Source organism: Tardiphaga sp. 709, assembly GCF_032401055.1.
Taxonomy (GTDB): domain Bacteria; phylum Pseudomonadota; class Alphaproteobacteria; order Rhizobiales; family Xanthobacteraceae; genus Tardiphaga.
In genome coordinates, this window is the sequence record NZ_CP135529.1 from 749,469 (window position 1) to 767,331 (window position 17,863).

Annotated in this window: 17 protein-coding genes; 7 read left to right on the forward strand and 10 right to left on the reverse strand. The window is 60.2% G+C overall.

Features of this window, described 5'->3' with window-relative positions; all coding sequences use genetic code 11:
* Nucleotides 1-67 precede the first annotated feature (67 nt).
* Together RSO67_RS03970 and RSO67_RS03975 are read right to left on the reverse strand one after the other, a co-directional pair.
* Nucleotides 68-1,819, reverse strand: a complete 1,752-nt coding sequence (locus RSO67_RS03970; RefSeq protein ID WP_315842453.1) for a DNA/RNA non-specific endonuclease — start codon at nt 1,817-1,819, stop codon at nt 68-70.
* 565 nt (nt 1,820-2,384) lie between these two features.
* Nucleotides 2,385-3,209 (reverse strand): alpha/beta hydrolase, encoded by an 825-nt coding sequence (locus RSO67_RS03975; RefSeq protein ID WP_315842454.1) that lies wholly within the window; start codon nt 3,207-3,209, stop codon nt 2,385-2,387.
* A gap of 337 nt (nt 3,210-3,546) precedes the next feature.
* Between RSO67_RS03975 and RSO67_RS03980 the strand changes: the two genes are divergently transcribed.
* The gene (locus tag RSO67_RS03980; RefSeq protein WP_315842455.1) at nt 3,547-4,584 is read left to right on the forward strand and encodes an alpha/beta fold hydrolase; all 1,038 of its coding nucleotides are present in this window, start codon (nt 3,547-3,549) and stop codon (nt 4,582-4,584) included.
* Between the two features lie 20 nt (nt 4,585-4,604).
* A complete protein-coding gene (locus tag RSO67_RS03985; protein ID WP_315842456.1) occupies nt 4,605-5,555 on the forward strand; it encodes a fatty acid desaturase in 951 nt (316 codons plus the stop codon).
* Here the strand turns inward: RSO67_RS03985 and RSO67_RS03990 are convergent, their stop codons facing one another.
* Entirely contained in the window at nt 5,556-6,137 is a 582-nt protein-coding gene (locus RSO67_RS03990; RefSeq protein ID WP_315842457.1) for a TetR/AcrR family transcriptional regulator, read from the reverse strand.
* Between the two features lie 57 nt (nt 6,138-6,194).
* A complete protein-coding gene (locus tag RSO67_RS03995) occupies nt 6,195-8,162 on the reverse strand; it encodes an adenylate/guanylate cyclase domain-containing protein (protein ID WP_315842458.1) in 1,968 nt (655 codons plus the stop codon).
* 285 nt (nt 8,163-8,447) lie between these two features.
* On the opposite strand from RSO67_RS03995, the gene RSO67_RS04000 reads away from it, so the two are divergent.
* Entirely contained in the window at nt 8,448-8,831 is a 384-nt protein-coding gene (locus RSO67_RS04000) for a hypothetical protein (protein ID WP_315842459.1), read from the forward strand.
* 119 nt (nt 8,832-8,950) lie between these two features.
* On the opposite strand, the gene RSO67_RS04005 is transcribed toward RSO67_RS04000, so the two are convergent.
* Complete coding sequence (locus tag RSO67_RS04005) at nt 8,951-9,154, reverse strand: cold-shock protein (protein ID WP_315842460.1); 204 nt, start codon at nt 9,152-9,154, stop codon at nt 8,951-8,953.
* 474 nt (nt 9,155-9,628) lie between these two features.
* Between RSO67_RS04005 and RSO67_RS04010 the strand changes: the two genes are divergently transcribed.
* On the forward strand, nt 9,629-10,783 hold the full coding sequence (locus RSO67_RS04010) for an autotransporter outer membrane beta-barrel domain-containing protein (protein WP_315842461.1): 1,155 nt from the start codon (nt 9,629-9,631) through the stop codon (nt 10,781-10,783).
* A gap of 74 nt (nt 10,784-10,857) precedes the next feature.
* Here RSO67_RS04010 and RSO67_RS04015 read toward each other — a convergent pair whose 3' ends face one another.
* Nucleotides 10,858-11,691 (reverse strand): TerC family protein, encoded by an 834-nt coding sequence (locus RSO67_RS04015; protein ID WP_315842462.1) that lies wholly within the window; start codon nt 11,689-11,691, stop codon nt 10,858-10,860.
* 83 nt (nt 11,692-11,774) lie between these two features.
* Complete coding sequence (gene ndk / locus RSO67_RS04020; protein WP_068731078.1) at nt 11,775-12,197, reverse strand: nucleoside-diphosphate kinase; 423 nt, start codon at nt 12,195-12,197, stop codon at nt 11,775-11,777.
* Nucleotides 12,198-12,476: 279 nt separating this feature from the next.
* Here ndk and RSO67_RS04025 point away from each other — a divergent pair, with 279 nt between their 5' ends.
* From RSO67_RS04025 to RSO67_RS04035, 3 genes are all read left to right on the forward strand, one after another.
* Nucleotides 12,477-12,740: a sulfur globule protein precursor gene (locus RSO67_RS04025; protein WP_068731077.1), complete on the forward strand. Its 264-nt coding sequence runs from the start codon at nt 12,477-12,479 to the stop codon at nt 12,738-12,740.
* Between the two features lie 180 nt (nt 12,741-12,920).
* Nucleotides 12,921-13,103, forward strand: coding sequence for a hypothetical protein (locus tag RSO67_RS04030; protein ID WP_315842463.1), 183 nt, complete (start codon nt 12,921-12,923; stop codon nt 13,101-13,103).
* Between the two features lie 78 nt (nt 13,104-13,181).
* Nucleotides 13,182-15,044 carry an ABC-F family ATP-binding cassette domain-containing protein gene (locus RSO67_RS04035; protein WP_315842464.1) on the forward strand — a complete coding sequence of 621 codons (1,863 nt, stop codon included), beginning with the start codon at nt 13,182-13,184 and terminating at the stop codon, nt 15,042-15,044.
* A gap of 39 nt (nt 15,045-15,083) precedes the next feature.
* Here RSO67_RS04035 and RSO67_RS04040 read toward each other — a convergent pair whose 3' ends face one another.
* From RSO67_RS04040 to RSO67_RS04050, 3 genes are all read right to left on the reverse strand, one after another.
* Nucleotides 15,084-15,677 (reverse strand): hypothetical protein, encoded by a 594-nt coding sequence (locus RSO67_RS04040; protein WP_246297406.1) that lies wholly within the window; start codon nt 15,675-15,677, stop codon nt 15,084-15,086.
* An 84-nt stretch (nt 15,678-15,761) separates the two neighbouring features.
* Nucleotides 15,762-16,214, reverse strand: a complete 453-nt coding sequence (locus RSO67_RS04045; RefSeq protein ID WP_093758304.1) for a DNA polymerase III subunit chi — start codon at nt 16,212-16,214, stop codon at nt 15,762-15,764.
* A gap of 9 nt (nt 16,215-16,223) precedes the next feature.
* Complete coding sequence (locus tag RSO67_RS04050) at nt 16,224-17,726, reverse strand: leucyl aminopeptidase (protein ID WP_315842465.1); 1,503 nt, start codon at nt 17,724-17,726, stop codon at nt 16,224-16,226.
* Nucleotides 17,727-17,863 lie beyond the last annotated feature (137 nt).

Below are 17,863 nucleotides of genomic sequence, written 5' to 3' on the forward strand. Positions count from 1 at the left end.
CAATCGCATCGCCGCAGCCATCTCATTGGTCGCCAAAGACCTTGCCGTGACCTTGCATCGTGCTCCGTCAGATAATGATATCGCCGAGATCGTTGATCCAGCGTGTCTGGCGGGTCGCCTCGAGCGACCCGTGCGCGTCGAAATCCTTCACCGCCGAAAAATCCAGACCAGTTTCGTTTTCGATCGCCGTGATGGTGGTCTGGATCCGCCGTTTCCGCATCTCATCAAGAGTGTAGGGCTTCAATCCGGAGAATACCTTGGCTTCGTACAGGGCTTGCACGTATTCCGTCTGCCCTACCACAAAGGCGGCAGCCGCGATCCTGCTGTCGGTTTTCTGCAAAACCGCGACCTTCCAGAACGACAGCGGAATTTGCCAGGGTCCGCTCTCGCGGCTCTTGCCGTAAACAGGATCGTCGGGCCGATAGATCGGGCCGGTGAAGATCGTCAGCTTCTTCTCGGAGGTCTGCGCCTTGTTGAGGAGATAGTCCTCCAGATTGCCCCAGTCGATGTCGTTGTACTTCTGCACCTGCGGTGCCGCGTTGGTGTAGTGGAACGTGTCTTCGGATGCGAGTTTCGACTCGGCCAAGGCAGCAGCCGCCTTGGGTGCCGCGCTCCAGCAAGGGTCCAGTAAACGAACCTGATGGCCCCGGCTGAACTGGACTGCGTCGTCGCCTTTGGCCTTCTCGTAGAAATTGCCGGCAGGCTGATATTCGTCAGCAATCCGCCCGTCGCGTCGCCAGGTATCCTTGCGCGGTCCCGGATGAACGAGCTTATTGCCGTCGATATTCACGGCGGTGATCAGCGGAAATTTTCGCTTGGCGTGAATCACCGTGGAAAAATGATGGTAGTCGAGTTCATAGCCCGCCGACCTACCGAGCAGCGGCGCAACCAGCTTCTTGGCGAGGAGCGGAGCGTAAATTCGCGACAGCGCGACCTTCTCGGTCAGGAATTCCTCGTCGTAGCCTTTGACATTCGTCCACCGCTTTGCCGGCAACGGCTTGCGGTCGGCTTCCAGCATGGTTTCGCCCGGCGCCATGCTCTGCGACATCGGTGGCAGACCCAATGCCTTCTCGAGTCTATCGAGCACCAGTCCAGCCTGCGCAATCTCGAAACGTTCGCGCTCGAGCTGTACATAGATGGCGCTGACCCGAATACCTTCGTTGGCAATCCAGACCGGCTCTTTGGCGGGATTTCGCAGCTTCGTCGGCGCGGGGACCGCCTTGTGATGCAAAGCGAGGACCTGCCACTGATCATTGAGGACCGGCGCCCCAGATGAGCCTGGCTCGGTATCGGTCGAGTAATGGATGAATTTGTTTATGTCGATCCCGGCCGACGTTTTCGCATCCAGCTTGACGATCTGGCTCGACCGGATCGCGATCTGTTTCGGCTCACTGCCAGGATGCTGGATGATGGTAACCCACTCGCCATCCACCACTTTGCCCGATAGCGGAAGCAGAGGAAGCCGGCCATAGCGCTCGATCGGCACGCCGCTGTCAGAGAGTGGCGTCACGGCAACGAAGGTGATGTCCAGTTCGGAGTTGGTGTAGAAAATCTCGTGAGGCCGCAGGTTGAAACTGACGCCTTCGCGCAGGACGCCATCGAGGTCGTGCTCATAGCCGAACTCGGCTTCGCACTGACTGGCCTCATCCGCGTCTCCTAGGACGTGATGATTGGTGAGCAGCAGTCGAGGACCTACCAGAAAACCTGTGCCGTACCAGGCGCCACCGTTACTCGGGACCTTGATGCGGCATACCGCATCGGCCGCCCGCCTGCCCCGATCCAGAAAGTTGATGGAGAGCAGATCGCTTTCGCCAATCATGCGCTCGAACGCATTCGGATCGCTGCGCGGAGCCTCCAGCAATTCCTTTCGCATCTCGAACCGCTTGTCCGACCGCGCCCGTGCACTTCGGCGCGCACGGCTGGCAGGCGGCACGAAACTCGAGTCCTTGCGCGTGATGATTTTTTCGAGCTGGGTGGACAGCGCCTGCGACGTCGTAGAGACGATGTCTTTGCGAGATTCCAAATCGTCGCGATCCAACGTCCCCTCCCAATGACTTTCGCCACGACTGGCTGCGCATCAGGCGCATTACGCCGACACCAAGCCATTGCGGCCCAATCCAAACATCAATCAAAGGTTGCATTCTGGCGTAAGAAGTGCTTCTGGGCAACAGTTTGATGATGCGACGTATGGTCCGCCGGACCGCAGGCAGAGTCGCTTGTACAACGGATCGCGCTGCCTTTTTTTTGCCAGAGCTTCCAGCGTGTGCGCAGGAGACTATGAATCCGTGGGAGCGATGAGGCGCGTGTGTGCGGGATAGGTCGAAGGCGTACAAAAATAAAGAAGCCCGGCAAGGCATTGCCTTGCCGGGCTTCTGGTACGTGCATCAGCTCTTGATGAACGCCAGCAGATCCGGGTTGATCACATCCGCATGAGTGGTCAGCATGCCGTGCGGGAAGCCCGGATAGGTCTTCAGCGTCCCGTTCTTGAGCAGCTTCACCGTCAGCGGTGCAGAGTCGGCATAAGGCACGATCTGGTCATCATCGCCGTGCAAGACGAGCACAGGCACATCGATCGCCTTCAGGTCTTCGGTGAAGTCGGTTTCCGAGAACGCCTTGATGCAATCATAGTGCGCCTTGGCGCCGCCGATCATGCCCTGCCGCCACCAGTTGTCGATCACGCCCTGATAGACCTTCGCGCCCGGCCGATTGAAACCGTAAAACGGACCGGCCGGGACATCGACGTAGAACTGCGCACGGTTGGCAACCAGAGCAGCACGGAAACCGTCGAACACTTCGAGCGGCAGGCCGCCCGGGTTGTTCTCGGTCTTGAGCATGATCGGCGGCACCGCACTGACCAGCACCACCTTGGCGACGCGCCCCTTCTTGGCCCGCGCGACGTAACGCGCGACTTCACCGCCACCGGTGGAATGGCCAATATGGACGGCATCCTTCAGGTCAAGCTTGTCGGTGAGTTCGGCGACATCGGCGGCATAAGTGTCCATCTCGTTGCCGGTCGCGGTCTGGCTGGAGCGGCCATGGCCGCGGCGGTCATGCGCAATGACGCGATAGCCCTGATTGAGGAAGAACATCATCTGGTTATCCCAGTCGTCCGCACTCAGCGGCCAGCCGTGATGAAACACGATCGGTTGTCCGGTGCCCCAATCCTTGTAGAAAATCTCGGTGCCGTCTTTGGTGGTGATGGTTCCCATGATCCAGACTCCTTTGTGTGGGTTGCGGGCAAGCGCGACTTCGAATTCACAGCGGCTTATGCTGACAACCTGGCCGCTTTCCGCCTCTGCGCCGATGACAGGCCAGTGAATAGACTAACGGGCCGCAAGTCTCTTGTACGTTTCGAATACAAAACCAAGATGTCGCCGAGCCGCCAACGGGTGGCAACCAGCTGCATGCTATTCAGGCGACAATGCCGAAGTTTCGGCATTGCGCTCTTCGCCAATTAATATACCAATAGTACAGTTATTAAATTTTGTCGAGCGGATCGCTTGTCGCACCCTCGGCAAGCGTCAACGGACCCTCCGGAGCTGCAGCATGAATACGCCGAGCAACTACCAGATCTTCGAGGCGGGTGACGTGCTGCTGCAATCCGGCCAGCGTCACCCGCGCCTGCAGCTTGCCTACAAGACCTACGGCACGCTCAATGCTGCCAGGGACAATGTCATCCTCTATCCAACGTCGTTCGCCGCGCAGCATTACGACACCGAGTGGCTGATCGCGCCCGGAGCGGCCCTCGATCCCGAGCGCTACTTTATCGTCATCCCCAATCTGTTCGGAAACGGGCTGTCGTCGTCACCATCGAATTCGCTGGAAGCTCTGGCTGGCGCCCCCTATCCGAACATCAGCTATCACGACGCTATTTCGATCCAGCATCGCCTGCTGACCGAGCAATTCGGCGTCGCGCGTCTGGCACTCGTCTATGGCTGGTCGATGGGTAGCATGCAGGCCTATCACTGGGCCGCCCGCTATCCGGACATGGTGGCACGCGCGGCAGTGGTCTGCGGCAGCGCCCGCTGTTCGCCGTTCAACGCCGTGTTTCTCGAAAGCGTGCGGGCGGCTTTGACGACCGATCCTGCCTTTGTCGATGGCCGCTTTGTTTCGAAACCATCAGCCGGCCTTCGCGCCATGGGACGCGTCTATGCAGGCTGGGCGATGTCGCATGGCTTCTACCGCGATGAGCTCTGGCGCGAGGCCGGTTTCATCTCACTGGAAGACTATCTGACACGATCATGGGATGTCGCCTTTGCGCATCGTGATGCCAACAATCTGCTTGCTCAACTCTGGACCTGGCAGAATGGCGATATCAGCCGCTGCGATGCATTCCGTGGCGACTTCCGGAAAGCCATGGCTGCTATCAAGGCACGCGTTCTGCTGATGCCTGGGCAGACGGACAATTATTTTCAGGTCGGCGACAACGAAGACGAACTCCCTCTTCTGACCAACGCACGCGCCGCCGAACTGTGTCCGATCCCCTCGTTGCACGGACACCGCGCCGGCAATCCCGTCAAGATTCCAACCGACGCCACCTTCATCAACACGAAGGTCTCCGCGCTGCTCGCCGCCGACGCCTGAACCGAGAACGGAACGAACCGATGACGATGGATGCAGTTGGCCATGGCAAGATCGAAACCCGCGCCCTGACGCCTGCACAGTTGAAGGACCTGTCGGTTCGGGCCAATCTTCCGGGACTCATTCGCTCGATCAGCCATTATGCCTTGATCGCTTTGGTTGGAACACTGATCTGGCAGGTCGCCACCCGCTACGGCGTGGTGTGGGCGATCCCGCTGATCATCATCCAGGGCTATCTCATCGCCTTCCTGTTCATGGCGGTGCACGAGGCCGCGCACAAGACTGTGTTCACCAGCCGGCGGCTGAACGAGGCCCTCGGCCATGTCTCGTCGCTGATGATCGTTCTGCCCTATGAACACTATGCGCTATTTCACTGGGACCATCACCGCTTCACGCAGGATCCCGACCGCGATCCTGAACTCGTCACCGCAACGATCCCCTCGTCCGACACCAGACTCGCCATCGCCTATACCGGCATCGTGCAACTGACCAATCGGATCCGTCTGCTGGTCCGCCGTGCTCTGACCGGACAAGCCGTGGCGCCGTGGATTTCGGAATCCAAGCAGGGTATGGTGGTGCGCGAGGCCCGCATCTATACGCTCGTCTATCTGGCGCTGCTGATCGCTTCTATCGCGCTCTCCAGCACGATGCTGCTGTGGTGCTGGCTCGTCCCGCTCTATGTCGGCCAGCTCTTCCTGCGGCCCTATCTCTATGCCGAACACACCGGCTGCGAGCGTACCCGCAGCGCCTATGAGAACACCCGCACGACCTATACCGACGCGCTGACGAAATGGTTCACCTGGAACATGCCATTCCATGTCGAGCATCACGCCTATCCGTCGGTGCCCTTCCACGCATTGCCGAAGCTCAATGCCATCATCGACGAGCGCATCACGCATCGCGGTTGGGGTTACCGGGCCGTCACACGCGAAACCTGGCGCTGGTTTCGTCGCGCGCGGCAAGGCGGCATCTGACTATTGCGCCGACAATACGGATTTGACGAGCTTGCGCGCATAGTCGGCCGTCAGCGGCCGAAATCCAAAGACATACTCATAAAATAGCGTGCCATAGATCCGATCATAAAGATCGCCCGCCGGCTCCGAAGCAACGATGCTGCCGTCCTTCTGGCCGTCCTTGATAATCGCCAGCGATATGTCCCGGCGGATACCGAGATAGCGTTCGGAGAAGATTTTCGCTGAACCGGTCCGCGAGATGCATTCGGCGATGACAGCGAGCTGTACCTTGCCGAAATCGCTGTTCAGCGCCACGGCATAGGCCGCGGCATGTTTCGTGATGCGCATGAACGGATCGCCGTTCTCGGAAAGCGGCAGCATGGTGGACGCCTGCCGCAGAAATGCGTCGATCAGTACCGCTTCGCGCGACGGCCACCATTTATAGATCGTCATCTTGGAGACGCCGGAATCCCGCGCAATCGCATCGATGGTCGTCGCAGCGAGCCCCTGCGCTGCCATCATGCGATAGGCGCTGTCCAGGATCGCATCCTCGGTCTCGACCGATCGAGGGCGCCCCCGCCGCACGGGTATCACCTCGGTCATCTCCGCAACTTGTCTCTATGGGTTGCCATACACCTACTATAGCGCGGCCCCCATCGATCAAACAGGGAAATTGGCGTGGCGATCAGACGCAACGACGGAATGTTGGTCTCGCGCGCCGAGCAACTCATAGATCTGCACTTCCGCGGCAAAGCCTTTCGGCTTGATCCGGGCGACGCTGCGGAAAAGGAACAGGGAGTCCACCCGCTCCTTGACAGCTTCGCTGACCAGGACGCTGGTTCCGTAATCCTTGTTCAGGGTTTCCAGCCGCGACGCGAGATTCACCGTGGCTCCGAGCGCCGTGTAGTTCATGCGATCGGGTGACCCGATATTGCCGATCATGACATCGCCCACATGCAGGCCAAACCGGGTCTTATAGACAGGCCAGCCCTCGCGCTCGAATTCCTCATTGAGCTTCCGATTGGCTTCGACGCAATCGAGCACGGCGGCACAGGCCTGTGCCACATGGTTCGTATGTTCGATCGGCGCGTTCCAAAGTCCCATCACGGCATCGCCGATATATTTATCGACCGTGCCCTGATGCGTAGCAATGACGTCCGAAATCGCAGCGAAATAGCGCGACGTGTAGAGCATCACCCGCGTCGGATCCTCGTTCTCGGTCATGCCTGTAAAATTCTCGACATCCGTGAACAGGATGGTCGCTTCGCGGCGCTCGCCGCCCAATTGCATGGCCGTGCCGGTTTCGACCAGTTGCTGAACCAGACGCTTGGGGACGAAATTCGAGAATGTCTGCACCAGTGTGCGCATGGTGAAGACCGATCGCCCGAGATCGTCGATTTCGCGGATTGGAGAATGCAGCTGCGGCATCGACGAGAAGCGGAAGTTCTGGATCCGGTCCACCTCGCGCGCCAGAATCCGCAGGGAGAGCGACAGCTTGTTGCCGATCCAGAACGCAATCGGTACGGCGGCGATGACGAAGCAAAATGCGAGAATGAAGAGCGTGCGCTTTTCTTGCTCGATCTCGGCATAGAACTCATCGAGCGGAGCGAAGAAGCCAACGCGAAGATTGGCCGATCCAGCCATCTCTACGGGCCTGAATGCCGCCGCATAGGCACGCCCGGTTCCGTCATCGAAGAACTGTTGCTCAACGCCGGTCTGGCGCCACGCCTTGATGGCCGCAGTCGCGCCGATCGTATCGACATCGCTCAGTCGCGGTAGCTCCGACAGTTTGTTCGGCACGCTCGTGGCTTCAAGCCAGCGGGACATCTCGGGATGCGCCAGAACCCGGTCGGCATCATCAAACAGGTAGGCCACGCCCGAATGCCCGAGCTGCTGCTTGCGCAGCATGGCCTCGGCTTCACTGAGCAGGATATCGCCGGCCACAACACCCCGCTGCCCCTCCACAATGGGCATCCGCAGCGTGTAGCCGATGTCACCGGTCTGATAGAAAATATAGGGCTCGGTCAGCAGACTGGCATTGGGCTCGAAGGCGCCGCGATACCACGGCCGAACGCGAGGATCGAAATCGACCGGTCCGGGCAGACTTGCCAAAGGCTGCAGCGCATCGTCGAGATAGGCGGTCGTGGTCTGAAGCGGTCCAAAATCGCCTGCCTTCACGATCGTGAACAGGCGAAATCTGGCCCCGTCCGGCGCCCCGAAGCGCGCTTTCACCCCAGCTCCCGTTCGGTCGATGAGGTCCATTTCCAGGAACGAGCCGTCCTCATATCCCATGTACAGGCTGAAGAGCTGCTTGTTGTTGCGCAGCATCGACGCCAGCAGGATGTTCAGCCGCGGGTTATTCTTGAGCTCCGCGGACTGGACCGATGTGATACCGCGCAGGATATCCAGATTGTCGTGAACGCTCTTGAGCTGCGCATCGATGCGATCGGTCGCCGATTGCGCGACCACACTGAGATACGATGAAGCCGCCGTCCGGATGATCGTATTCACCCGGCTGAAGCTGAGATAAACCAGCGCAAGACCGACCGTCAGGACGACGCCGACGAACAGCGCAATAATCGACGTCCTGAACCCAATCCGGAAACGCGATCTCGCCGGCACCGTCATCGCAGGATGCTCCACACGCCAGCCAATCTGGCACCGCATATCGACAGGCCAGACCTGGCTGCGCCGGACGGGACGTCTCGCGGTATCATGATTCCGCCACGCAAGCGCAATTGCCGAGTATCTTTACGGTAAAGAAACCCGATCCGTGCTTACGACATCGGACAATGAGCTCACCTCGTCCAGTACGCCGGCAAGCGCCACGAGCTGCGACGATTGCAATGCCTCAATGGCAACTGCATAATTGAAACAATTGACTATTCTGGCTGTCACTTAAGGAAATGAAGAATGACGGGCGCCGATCTGGGTGTGATCATCCGGCAGACTGCTAAGCAGCAAAACAAGACACTGATGGCAGCCGTCAAGGCACAACGCGATCGCTATGCGGGCCTGGCCGCCAAGGCCAAGGACAAGACCGCCAAAGACCGTTTCAAGCAACTGGCGAAGGACGCGGCGGAGCAAGGCATGGCCGCCGCCAAGCGCCTTCAGATGTCCGCCGATAATGCCGCCGATAGCTATGCGCGATCGATGCGTAAGGCCGTTGAAGCACTTCAGATCGCAGAAGCGGCGCAAGCGATGAAGGCTCAGAACGCCGAGAAGGACAAGGCCCCCAAGAAGGCTGTACCCGCCAAGAAAACGGCCAAAAAGGCGAAGAAGCCAAAGAAGCCATGATGCAGCCATAGCTTCGCCCGCTCGGCGCGATCCGCACCGGAGCCACAAAAGGCCCGGCTTGCGCCGGAGTTACATCAGTCGGCCGGCCCATATGTCAGGGCCGGCATAGCAAGACTCAATTATGAGATCTTGAGATTCTCGGCAGACGCCTTGCCGCGATTTTCCACCAGCTCGTATTCGATGGTCTGGTTTTCATTGAGGGTGCTAAGGCCCGCGCGCTCGACGGCGGAGATGTGCACGAAGACATCCTTGTCGCCGACAGTCGGCTTGATGAAGCCATACCCCTTGGTGGGGTTGAACCATTTGACGGTGCCCTTCTGCATCGTCTGTCTCCCAATCTAGATACAAAAAAGACGCGGCCACGCATCATGCGTACCACGCCACAAGCGGGCTTCCCGGTGTCTGCTGAATGTCCTGCTCACAAAACGCACAGTCGAACGGCCTCAATCCGATTGCGCAAGAATTCCAACATGAAAATTTTGGCTACGCAAGTCTTTGGCTTTTTACGGCCGAGGTTTTGATACCATCGGCCGCAACACCGACCGCGTTCAAGCGTGCCTATCGAAGCCGCTGACCGGATCCATGAGCAGACGTGCCGGATTGAAACATCGTCGGGCCGCCCTGCGTGAATGGTCATAACGTGATGAAAAGCGACACGAATCCGCTGTGGCAATCGCACAACAATACGCGTCAATCGCCACCGGAGGTGCTCAATGCGCAGCGGCAACGCCGAAGGGATCGCGTATGCTCTGCCGCACTCGAACGGCTCTGCAGCGACAATTTCGAAAAGAGTGACAATGCGCGATTCATCGCGATACGCCCGAACGGACAGGACGCCGGCTGCCAGTCGGCAGTGTCGGACTATTGTACTCGGCGTCGCCGTTGCGCTTGTGGTTGCGCCTTCGTTCGCATCTGCCCAGGTCGCACCGCCGCCTACCACGCCGCCACCGACGACACCGCCGCCAGCAGCCGCACCGGTGCCCTCATCAACCGACTTCAATGCCGGGCAATCCGCCGGCATCGCCATTGGCGATCTCGGTAGCCAGTTCCTGCGTCGCCTCGGCGATCAGGCGAGCTACGGCTTCAACCGCGCGTCGCGCACCAATCCCGGCGGCGGCGGCGCATCGGAGACCACCGAAGCGCCACGGTTCCGAAGCTGGGCTGAATTCTATGGCGTCGGCGCGAATACAAGCGCGTTCGGAGGTTTCGTCGGCGACAAGCGCAGAACCATCGGCGGCGTCGCCGGGATCGGCGCGCGGCTGATGCCGGGCGTCAATGTCGGGCTGTCGGTGGACCAGAGCCACACCACGATCGATATTCCGCTGGCGCTGCAATCCGCGACGCTCGACCTCACGCAAATCGGCCTCAACGCATCGGTCGATCAGGGTGCGTGGACCTGGGCAATCGCATTGGTGCACGGCTTCGGCGATATCAACTCCCGCCGCGATACGGGCCTCGGGCTCGCCAGCGCCGGCTACAATGCGCGGATCGACGGCGCGCTCACCGAGCTGAGCTACTACTGGACTTACGAACAGGCGCGCATCGTACCCAAGGCCGCGTTCGAATACACCCGCGCCACAACAGGCGCGATGCAGGAACTTGGCGGCCTCAATCCCGTCAATGCGAGCGGCGCCTCAGCCGAGCGTGCGCGTATCCTGATTGGCGCAGAAGTCGGACGTTACTGGATATTCGATCAGAAGATTCTGGATCTGTCGGGCTATGCCAAATTCGTCGACAACGTGCATCAGCGCTTTAGCAACGTTACGGTTAGCCTGGGTTCCGAAAGCATCACCGTTCAGGGGATCGGCGAAAGCCAGTACGGCGCGGATGCCGGCGCATCGGCGTCGCTGAGCCTCAGCAACACCGCACGTCTCTATCTCAATTATGACGGCAAGTTCCGCGCCTATTCGCAGTCCCACCAGGGAACGCTGGGCTTCGAATTCAAGTTCTAGAAACCACCGGATTCCAGAAACAAAAAAGCGGGCGAAAGGCAAATGCCCCTCGCCCGCTTTGCGTTTTTATTGAATTAGGCCGCCTGCTCGGCGTGCCCTGCCATGCTGCGACGACGCCACAGCGTTCCAACAGCGAGCACCACAGCGACACCAATCAGACCGCAGACGATCTCGCCACCATGCCCCCCATTGGTGAAACGAATACCAAGGCCCAGCGATGACATCAGGCTGTCGAGGCCAGTGCCGACCGAACCGCTGAAGAAGCTGTGCATCAGCGGCAGGACCGCAGGATCCGTCGCGATCACTTCGCCGGCGACCCAGCCCAGCAGGGCCGCACCGAGCCAGACCAGAACCGGCAGACGGGTCAGCAGCGCCATGATCAACGCCGCGCCAGCCACAATCAGCGGCACGCTGATGGCGAGACCGAGGATCAACAGCGGCACGCTGCCATTGGCAGCGGCAGCAACTGCAATGACGTTGTCGAGGCTCATCACGATATCGGCGACGACGACGATCTGCACAGCGGCCCACAGATGCGAGGCAGCCTTGACGCCGTCCTCTTCTTCCTGCTCGGGAACCAGCAGTTTGGCCGCGATCACGATCAGCGCGAGACCGCCCACCAGCTTGAGGTAGGGCAATTCCATCAATGTGGCGACGATGCCGGTGAAAATGATACGCAGGATGACGGCCGCAGCGGCGCCGAGGATCATGCCCCACATGCGCTGCTTCGGTTCGAGGCCGCGGCAGGCCAGCGCGATCACGAGGGCGTTGTCGCCGGACAGCAGAACGTTGATCCAGATGATCTTGCCGACGGCTACCCAGAATGCGGGCTGCTGCATTTCGACCTGAAACTGAACGAAAACCGACTTGATCGTCGCCGGATCGAGAATATGCAGCAACCAGTCCACAGCGCGCCCCTTTGTTTGTTCGTTTTGATTGGAAAGGTCGGCGCGCCCCCGCGCGCCGACCGGTCGTCAATTCGGCTGGAAGTTTAGCCGACGATCTCGTTGCCCGAGAAGAACTGTGCGATCTCGATCGCTGCAGTTTCCGGGGCGTCCGAACCGTGCACCGAGTTCTCGCCGATCGACTTGGCGTGAAGCTTGCGGATGGTGCCATCAGCAGCCTTCGACGGGTCGGTTGCGCCCATCACATCGCGATGCTTGAGGACGGCGTTCTCGCCTTCCAGCACCTGCACGACAACAGGACCCGAGGTCATGAAGTCCACCAGTTCGCCGAAGAACGGGCGTTCCTTGTGAACGGCGTAGAAAGTGCCGGCCTGTTCGCGGGTCATACGGATGCGCTTCTGCGCGACGATCCGCAGGCCGGCCTTTTCGATCAGCGCGTTGATCGCACCGGTCAGATTGCGCTCGGTCGCGTCGGGCTTCAGAATCGAAAAGGTACGCTCGATAGCCATGATTTATCCTTGAATAACAGTCGCTGGAAGATGGCGGCTTATATCGACGCTATCCGGGAACGGCAAGCGATCCGTCCAAATGTCGCAGGCCCCATTTTGGCAGATCCGGCGCTCGAAATTACCTAGATGTCATCCACATGAACCATTCCTGACAGGGCTGGCGCGATCCGGTTCAGCTTTCCCCTCCTAGACTGCCTGCAATGACCCCGGCCAACGGCATTTGCCCCCGGCGCCATATTCACAGCAGGCGCAACACGCGCCGCACCAGAGGAGATGAGAATGTTCCGCAAGATCGCACTGACTTTGGTTGCAGCGGCCTCATTGGGCGCCGCGGCGCTGGCTCCCACCTCGGCTTCCGCCTGGGGAGGCCACGGCGGATGGCACGGCGGTGGCTGGCATGGCGGCGGCTGGCATCGCGGCTGGGGCGGACCACGCTTCGTCGGCGGGCCGGTTTACGGCTATGGCGGCGGCGGATGTCTCGTCCGCCGGGTCGTTCCGACCCCGTGGGGACCGCGTTGGCGACTGGTCAATCGCTGCTACTGACGCTCCACTAACAGTAAAATACCGCCCGGCCGTTCCCTCGGCCGGGCTTTTTCTTGGCAGATCCATCGACGATTCATCGAATTTTGACTCAAACAGCCTCAAATCCATAAATCTTGAAACAATTTCGGCCCGCACGACTTGCCTTAGTGTCATTCAACTGCCACGAGCGCCGGGAAGACAATGCAGAACCAGTTCATCAATAATGGCGAAGAGCACATCGACCGCACCACCAGCGTGGCGATTTGCAATGCCATCGGCGAACGGCTGCGCCGGGATGTCGGCCCGGACGATGCCCTGCCCTCCCATCTGCAGACGCTGATCGACCGGATGCGGCAGCAGGATGAAAACACCGGCAGCCGTTAACAGCAGAATTGATCTTCTACGCACCGTTGGCGACCAAATCGGGGTTGCCTTTGTGCGTCGCAGCGGTGACAACCCCGCATGCTTTCCATCACAGACATTTCGATCCGGATCGCCGGACGCCTGCTCATTGACGAGAGCACGGTACAGATTGCGCCGGGAGCCCGCGTGGGTTTCGTCGGCCGCAACGGCGTCGGTAAATCGACACTTTTTCATGCCATTCGCGGCGATCTGGCCACAGAAACCGGGAGTATCTCGATCCCGCCCCGCTGGCGTATTGGCAGCCTCGCCCAGGAGGCGCCAGACGGCCCCGAAAGCTTGATCTCCGTCGTCTTGAAAGCCGATCTCGAGCGCGACGCGCTGCTGAAGGAAGCCGAGACTGCCTCCGATCCGGAGCGCATTTCCGACATCCAGACCCGCCTTGTCGATATCGATGCGCATTCCGCGCCCGCTCGCGCCGCAGCGATTCTGAGCGGCCTTGGCTTCTCAGCTGAAGCCCAGTTGCGCTCCTGTTCCGAATTCTCCGGTGGCTGGCGCATGCGCGTGGCACTTGCAGCGACGCTGTTTTCGGCGCCGGACCTGTTGTTGCTAGACGAACCGACCAACTATCTCGATCTCGAAGGCACGCTGTGGCTCGAGGATCATCTCGCCAACTATCCGCGCACGGTCATCGTCATCAGCCATGACCGCGACCTGCTCGATACGTCGGTGAACGAGATCCTGCATCTCGACCGCGGCAAGCTCGTGCATTATCGCGGGACTTACTCAAATTACGAAGAGTTCCGCGCCAACAAGGAGGCGCTCGACGCCAAGAACGTCAAGCGTCAGGAAGCCGAGCGCAAGCGGCTGCAGGACTTCGTCGATCGCTTCAAGGCCAAGGCCTCCAAGGCACGTCAGGCACAATCGCGCGTAAAGATGCTTGAGCGCATGAAGCCAATCTCAGCGCTGGTAACGCAAGACGTGCGCGAGATCGTCTTCCCTGCGCCCGAGAAGATCCTGTCGCCGCCGATTCTCGCGGTGGACAATGTGTCGGTCGGCTATGAGCCCGGCAAGCCGGTACTCAATCAGGTGACACTCCGCATCGATACCGAGGATCGCATTGCCCTGCTCGGCTCCAACGGTAATGGCAAGTCAACGCTCGTCAAGCTGCTGGCGAACAAGCTGAAACCATTTTCAGGATCGATCACCCGCGCCGACAAACTGTCGATCGCTTACTTTGCCCAGCATCAGCTCGACGAGCTGGTGATGGACAACTCCGTCTATGATCACGTCCGCAAGCTGATGCCCGACATGCCGGAATCGAAAATCCGCGCGCGTGCCGGCAATATCGGCTTTTCCGGCAAGGCCGCGGATACGATCGTAAAAAGCCTGTCCGGCGGCGAAAAGGCGCGGCTACTGCTGGGGCTCGCAACTTTCTACGGTCCGAACATGATCATCCTGGACGAACCGACCAACCATCTCGATATCGACAGCCGCGCAGCGCTGGCCGAGGCGATCAACGAATTCCCCGGCGCGGTGATCATGGTCTCCCATGATCGCTATCTGATCGAGGCCTGCGCAGACCAGCTCTGGGTTGTGGCCGACCGCACCGTCACCAATTTCGACGGCGATCTCGACGACTATCGCAAAGTCGTCATGCAAGCCCGCGGCATGCGCGCGCCGACGCGCGACCGCGCAAACACGGACCGCGAAAAACTGGCGAAGCCTAAAGAAAAGAAAGTCCCGCTCAAGCAGCAGGTCGCCGAAGCAGAATCCGAGATGGAGCGGATCACCGCCATCATCGCCAAGATCGATACTGCGCTCGCATTGCCCGACCTGTTCAAGAAGGATCCGAAGCAGGCCACGCAACTCACCAAAGCCCGCGCCGCTGCGGCGGACGCATTGCAACGCGCCGAAGAGCAATGGCTGAGCGCGAGTTCTCTGCATGAAGAAGCGAACGGCTGAAACGCAGCCGTCGCTTACTTCGACATCATCACGAAAGGATCAGGTCGCGGCGCGCTTCTTGGCCTTCGGACGCGCGGTCTTCGGCTGCTCAACTTCCGGACCGCGTTCGACCACGGTCAGACGACCGGCGGTAAACGTATAGATGCCAGCACGCGGACCGCGCAGATAGGTCAGCACGGCAACGCGATCGCCGCGCGGGCTGGTCGAGAGGCTGACATTGTCGGGTGCGCCTGCACCACGCGCCACGTCGCATTCGGTATGGCCGAGCGCCACGACGCCAGTTTGAACCGGCGCACCTGCGGTACCATCGGCAAGCGCGTTGGCATCACGCGGCGCCATGCCCGGGCACGCACCGTCAGCGCTGATGAGATCCTGCGGACTGACGGCCTGCTCAGGCGACAGCGGCGGCGTCTCGATCGAAACATTCTTGATGAATACGCGACCTGGCTTGGAGAACCAGTCGGCATCCTTGGACAGCAGATCCGTGGAGAATGCGTCACCGCCCACGCCGGCGCAGCCAGCAAGCAATGGCGCAGCAAGCAGCAGCACGAGCAGACCGTTTCGATGAAGCTTTTCTTGTCGCACGATTACGCAACCCCAAGACAGGCGATAAGCGCCTGTAACATCATTCATTTGCGGCACTACCATGACACAGCGGTAGATACCGGTGAGGAAATCTACAATTATCATTAATTGCAGCAGATCGCCAATCGCCAGCTAATTCTTGCGCTGCCACCGGCCACGTTCATCGGTCTGCCAGTAAGTGGCGGTAAAGCCCCTCGCCTTACAATCAGTCCAGGCTGCTCGCGCTGCAGCGAGTGCATCGGCATCGTCGCCGTTAAATACCAGCACCATGCGCTCATAGCCGTCGGCATCGGCCGGCACCGCCGCGCTGTCCACAAGGAACCGGACCTGGGCACGATTGGGATTGCCCTCTTCGATCGCGAGAATGATCGGCTGATCCGCCGCGTCTGCCACACGCCAGGTCGCGTGCGGCAGAAATGAATCATCACGATAGGTCCACAAATGCGCATCGAGCGCATCGGCGCGCTCTTCTGATGTGGATTGCACTACGACACGCCAGCCGCGCTCGAGTGACTTCTCGAGCAGCGGCGGCAGCACGCTCTCCAGCGTCATGTTCTGCAGGTGATAGAACAGGACCTCGGTCATCGTGTCGGACTACTTCTTCGCCTCGTAATAATCAGCAACAAGCCGATCCAGCAGCCGCACGCCGTAACCCGAGCCCCAGCTCTGATTGATCTCGGTCTTCGGCGCGCCCATGGCGGTGCCGGCGATATCGAGATGCGCCCACGGCGTATCGTCGACGAAACGCTGCAGGAACTGCGCCGCAGTGATCGAGCCGCCATTGCGCGTGCCGGTGTTCTTCATGTCGGCGAATTGCGAGTCGATCTGCTTGTCGTATTCCGGACCGAGCGGCATCCGCCAGACACGTTCGCCGGTGGTCTGTCCGACGGTGGACAGACGCTCAGCGAGTTCATCATTGTTGGAGAACATGCCGGCATATTCGGTACCGAGCGCGACCATGATCGCACCGGTCAGCGTCGCCAGATCGACCATGAATTTCGGCTTGAACTTCTTCGCCACATACCAGAGCACATCGGCCAGTACGAGACGGCCTTCAGCGTCGGTGTTGATGATTTCGATGGTCTGACCGGACATCGACGTCACGATGTCGCCCGGACGCTGCGCGTTGCCATCCGGCATGTTTTCGACGATGCCGATGGCGCCGACGACATTGACCTTGGCCTTGCGGCCCGCGAGTGCATGCATCAGGCCAACGACGCAGGCTGCGCCGCCCATATCGCCCTTCATGTCTTCCATGCTGCCGGCCGGCTTGATGGAGATGCCGCCGGTATCGAAGGTCACGCCCTTGCCGATGAAGGCGACAGGCTGCTCACCCTTCTTGCCACCGTTCCAGCGCATCACCACCATGCGGCCGGGACGCACAGATCCCTGGGATACGCCGAGCAGCGCGCCCATGCCAAGCTTGGTCATCGCCTTGACGTCGAGCACTTCGACCGTGACGCCGAGCTTCTTTAACTCACCTGCGCGGCGCGCAAATTCGGCGGGAAACAGCACATTCGGCGGCTCATTCACGAGCTCGCGGGCCAGCACGACACCGTTCACGATATGATTGCCCGGCGCAAAGGCCCTCTTGGCTGCGGCGACGTCGCTCACGGCCAGCGAAACCGCGACGCTGCCGGGCGTCTCATCGGCTTCCTTCTTCTTGGTTTTGTAACGATCGAATTTGTAAGCGCGCAGCAATACGCCGGAGGCGACCGATGCCGCCTGCTCCGGCATCATTGCCCCCGAAGCCAGCTCCGCGATGACGGTCACCGCCTCATTGCTGCCGCCGACCTTGCCGGCGAGCACGCCGCCAAATTTCAGCAGATCGGTCTCCTTCAGATCGGCCGGCTTGCCGGTGCCGATCACGATGAGACGCGACGCCTTGATGCCGTCCGGGGCCAGGATGTCGAGCGTCGATGCGCTCTTGCCCTTGAACTTGCTGGTTGTAGCCGCGCGCTTCACAGTTGCTGCGGCGTCCCCGAGAGCCTTGGTCGCGGCAGGACCGAATTTCAACGTTTCGTCGCAGAACACCACAAGAGCACCGCGCGCAGCATTAGCAAACGGGACGAAGCCGACCTTGACGGCGTCGGACATGGCAAATTCCTCCAGAAGATCAGGGCTGTCGCAGGGGTCGGCGCGGAATCCGGTCAGTGCGGCGGGGTTCAAGTGTTTTGTTGTCGTCGCAGCGTGAACCGTCAAGACAGGTTCTGACCGAAACCGCCAAGGATCGA

Bases quoted from the DNA above. Each gene is read 5' to 3' on its own strand.
- RSO67_RS03970 (WP_315842453.1), bottom strand. From the start codon at position 1,819: ATGATTGGCGAAAGCGATCTGCTCTCCATCAACTTTCTGGATCGGGGC.
- RSO67_RS03975 (WP_315842454.1), bottom strand. From the start codon at position 3,209: ATGGGAACCATCACCACCAAAGACGGCACCGAGATTTTCTACAAGGAT.
- RSO67_RS03980 (WP_315842455.1), top strand. From the start codon at position 3,547: ATGAATACGCCGAGCAACTACCAGATCTTCGAGGCGGGTGACGTGCTG.
- RSO67_RS03985 (WP_315842456.1), top strand. From the start codon at position 4,605: ATGACGATGGATGCAGTTGGCCATGGCAAGATCGAAACCCGCGCCCTG.
- RSO67_RS03990 (WP_315842457.1), bottom strand. From the start codon at position 6,137: ATGACCGAGGTGATACCCGTGCGGCGGGGGCGCCCTCGATCGGTCGAG.
- RSO67_RS03995 (WP_315842458.1), bottom strand. From the start codon at position 8,162: ATGACGGTGCCGGCGAGATCGCGTTTCCGGATTGGGTTCAGGACGTCG.
- RSO67_RS04000 (WP_315842459.1), top strand. From the start codon at position 8,448: ATGACGGGCGCCGATCTGGGTGTGATCATCCGGCAGACTGCTAAGCAG.
- RSO67_RS04005 (WP_315842460.1), bottom strand. From the start codon at position 9,154: ATGCAGAAGGGCACCGTCAAATGGTTCAACCCCACCAAGGGGTATGGC.
- RSO67_RS04010 (WP_315842461.1), top strand. From the start codon at position 9,629: ATGCGCGATTCATCGCGATACGCCCGAACGGACAGGACGCCGGCTGCC.
- ndk (WP_068731078.1), bottom strand. From the start codon at position 12,197: ATGGCTATCGAGCGTACCTTTTCGATTCTGAAGCCCGACGCGACCGAG.
- RSO67_RS04025 (WP_068731077.1), top strand. From the start codon at position 12,477: ATGTTCCGCAAGATCGCACTGACTTTGGTTGCAGCGGCCTCATTGGGC.
- RSO67_RS04030 (WP_315842463.1), top strand. From the start codon at position 12,921: ATGCAGAACCAGTTCATCAATAATGGCGAAGAGCACATCGACCGCACC.
- RSO67_RS04035 (WP_315842464.1), top strand. From the start codon at position 13,182: ATGCTTTCCATCACAGACATTTCGATCCGGATCGCCGGACGCCTGCTC.
- RSO67_RS04040 (WP_246297406.1), bottom strand. From the start codon at position 15,677: ATGAATGATGTTACAGGCGCTTATCGCCTGTCTTGGGGTTGCGTAATC.
- RSO67_RS04045 (WP_093758304.1), bottom strand. From the start codon at position 16,214: ATGACCGAGGTCCTGTTCTATCACCTGCAGAACATGACGCTGGAGAGC.
- RSO67_RS04050 (WP_315842465.1), bottom strand. From the start codon at position 17,726: ATGTCCGACGCCGTCAAGGTCGGCTTCGTCCCGTTTGCTAATGCTGCG.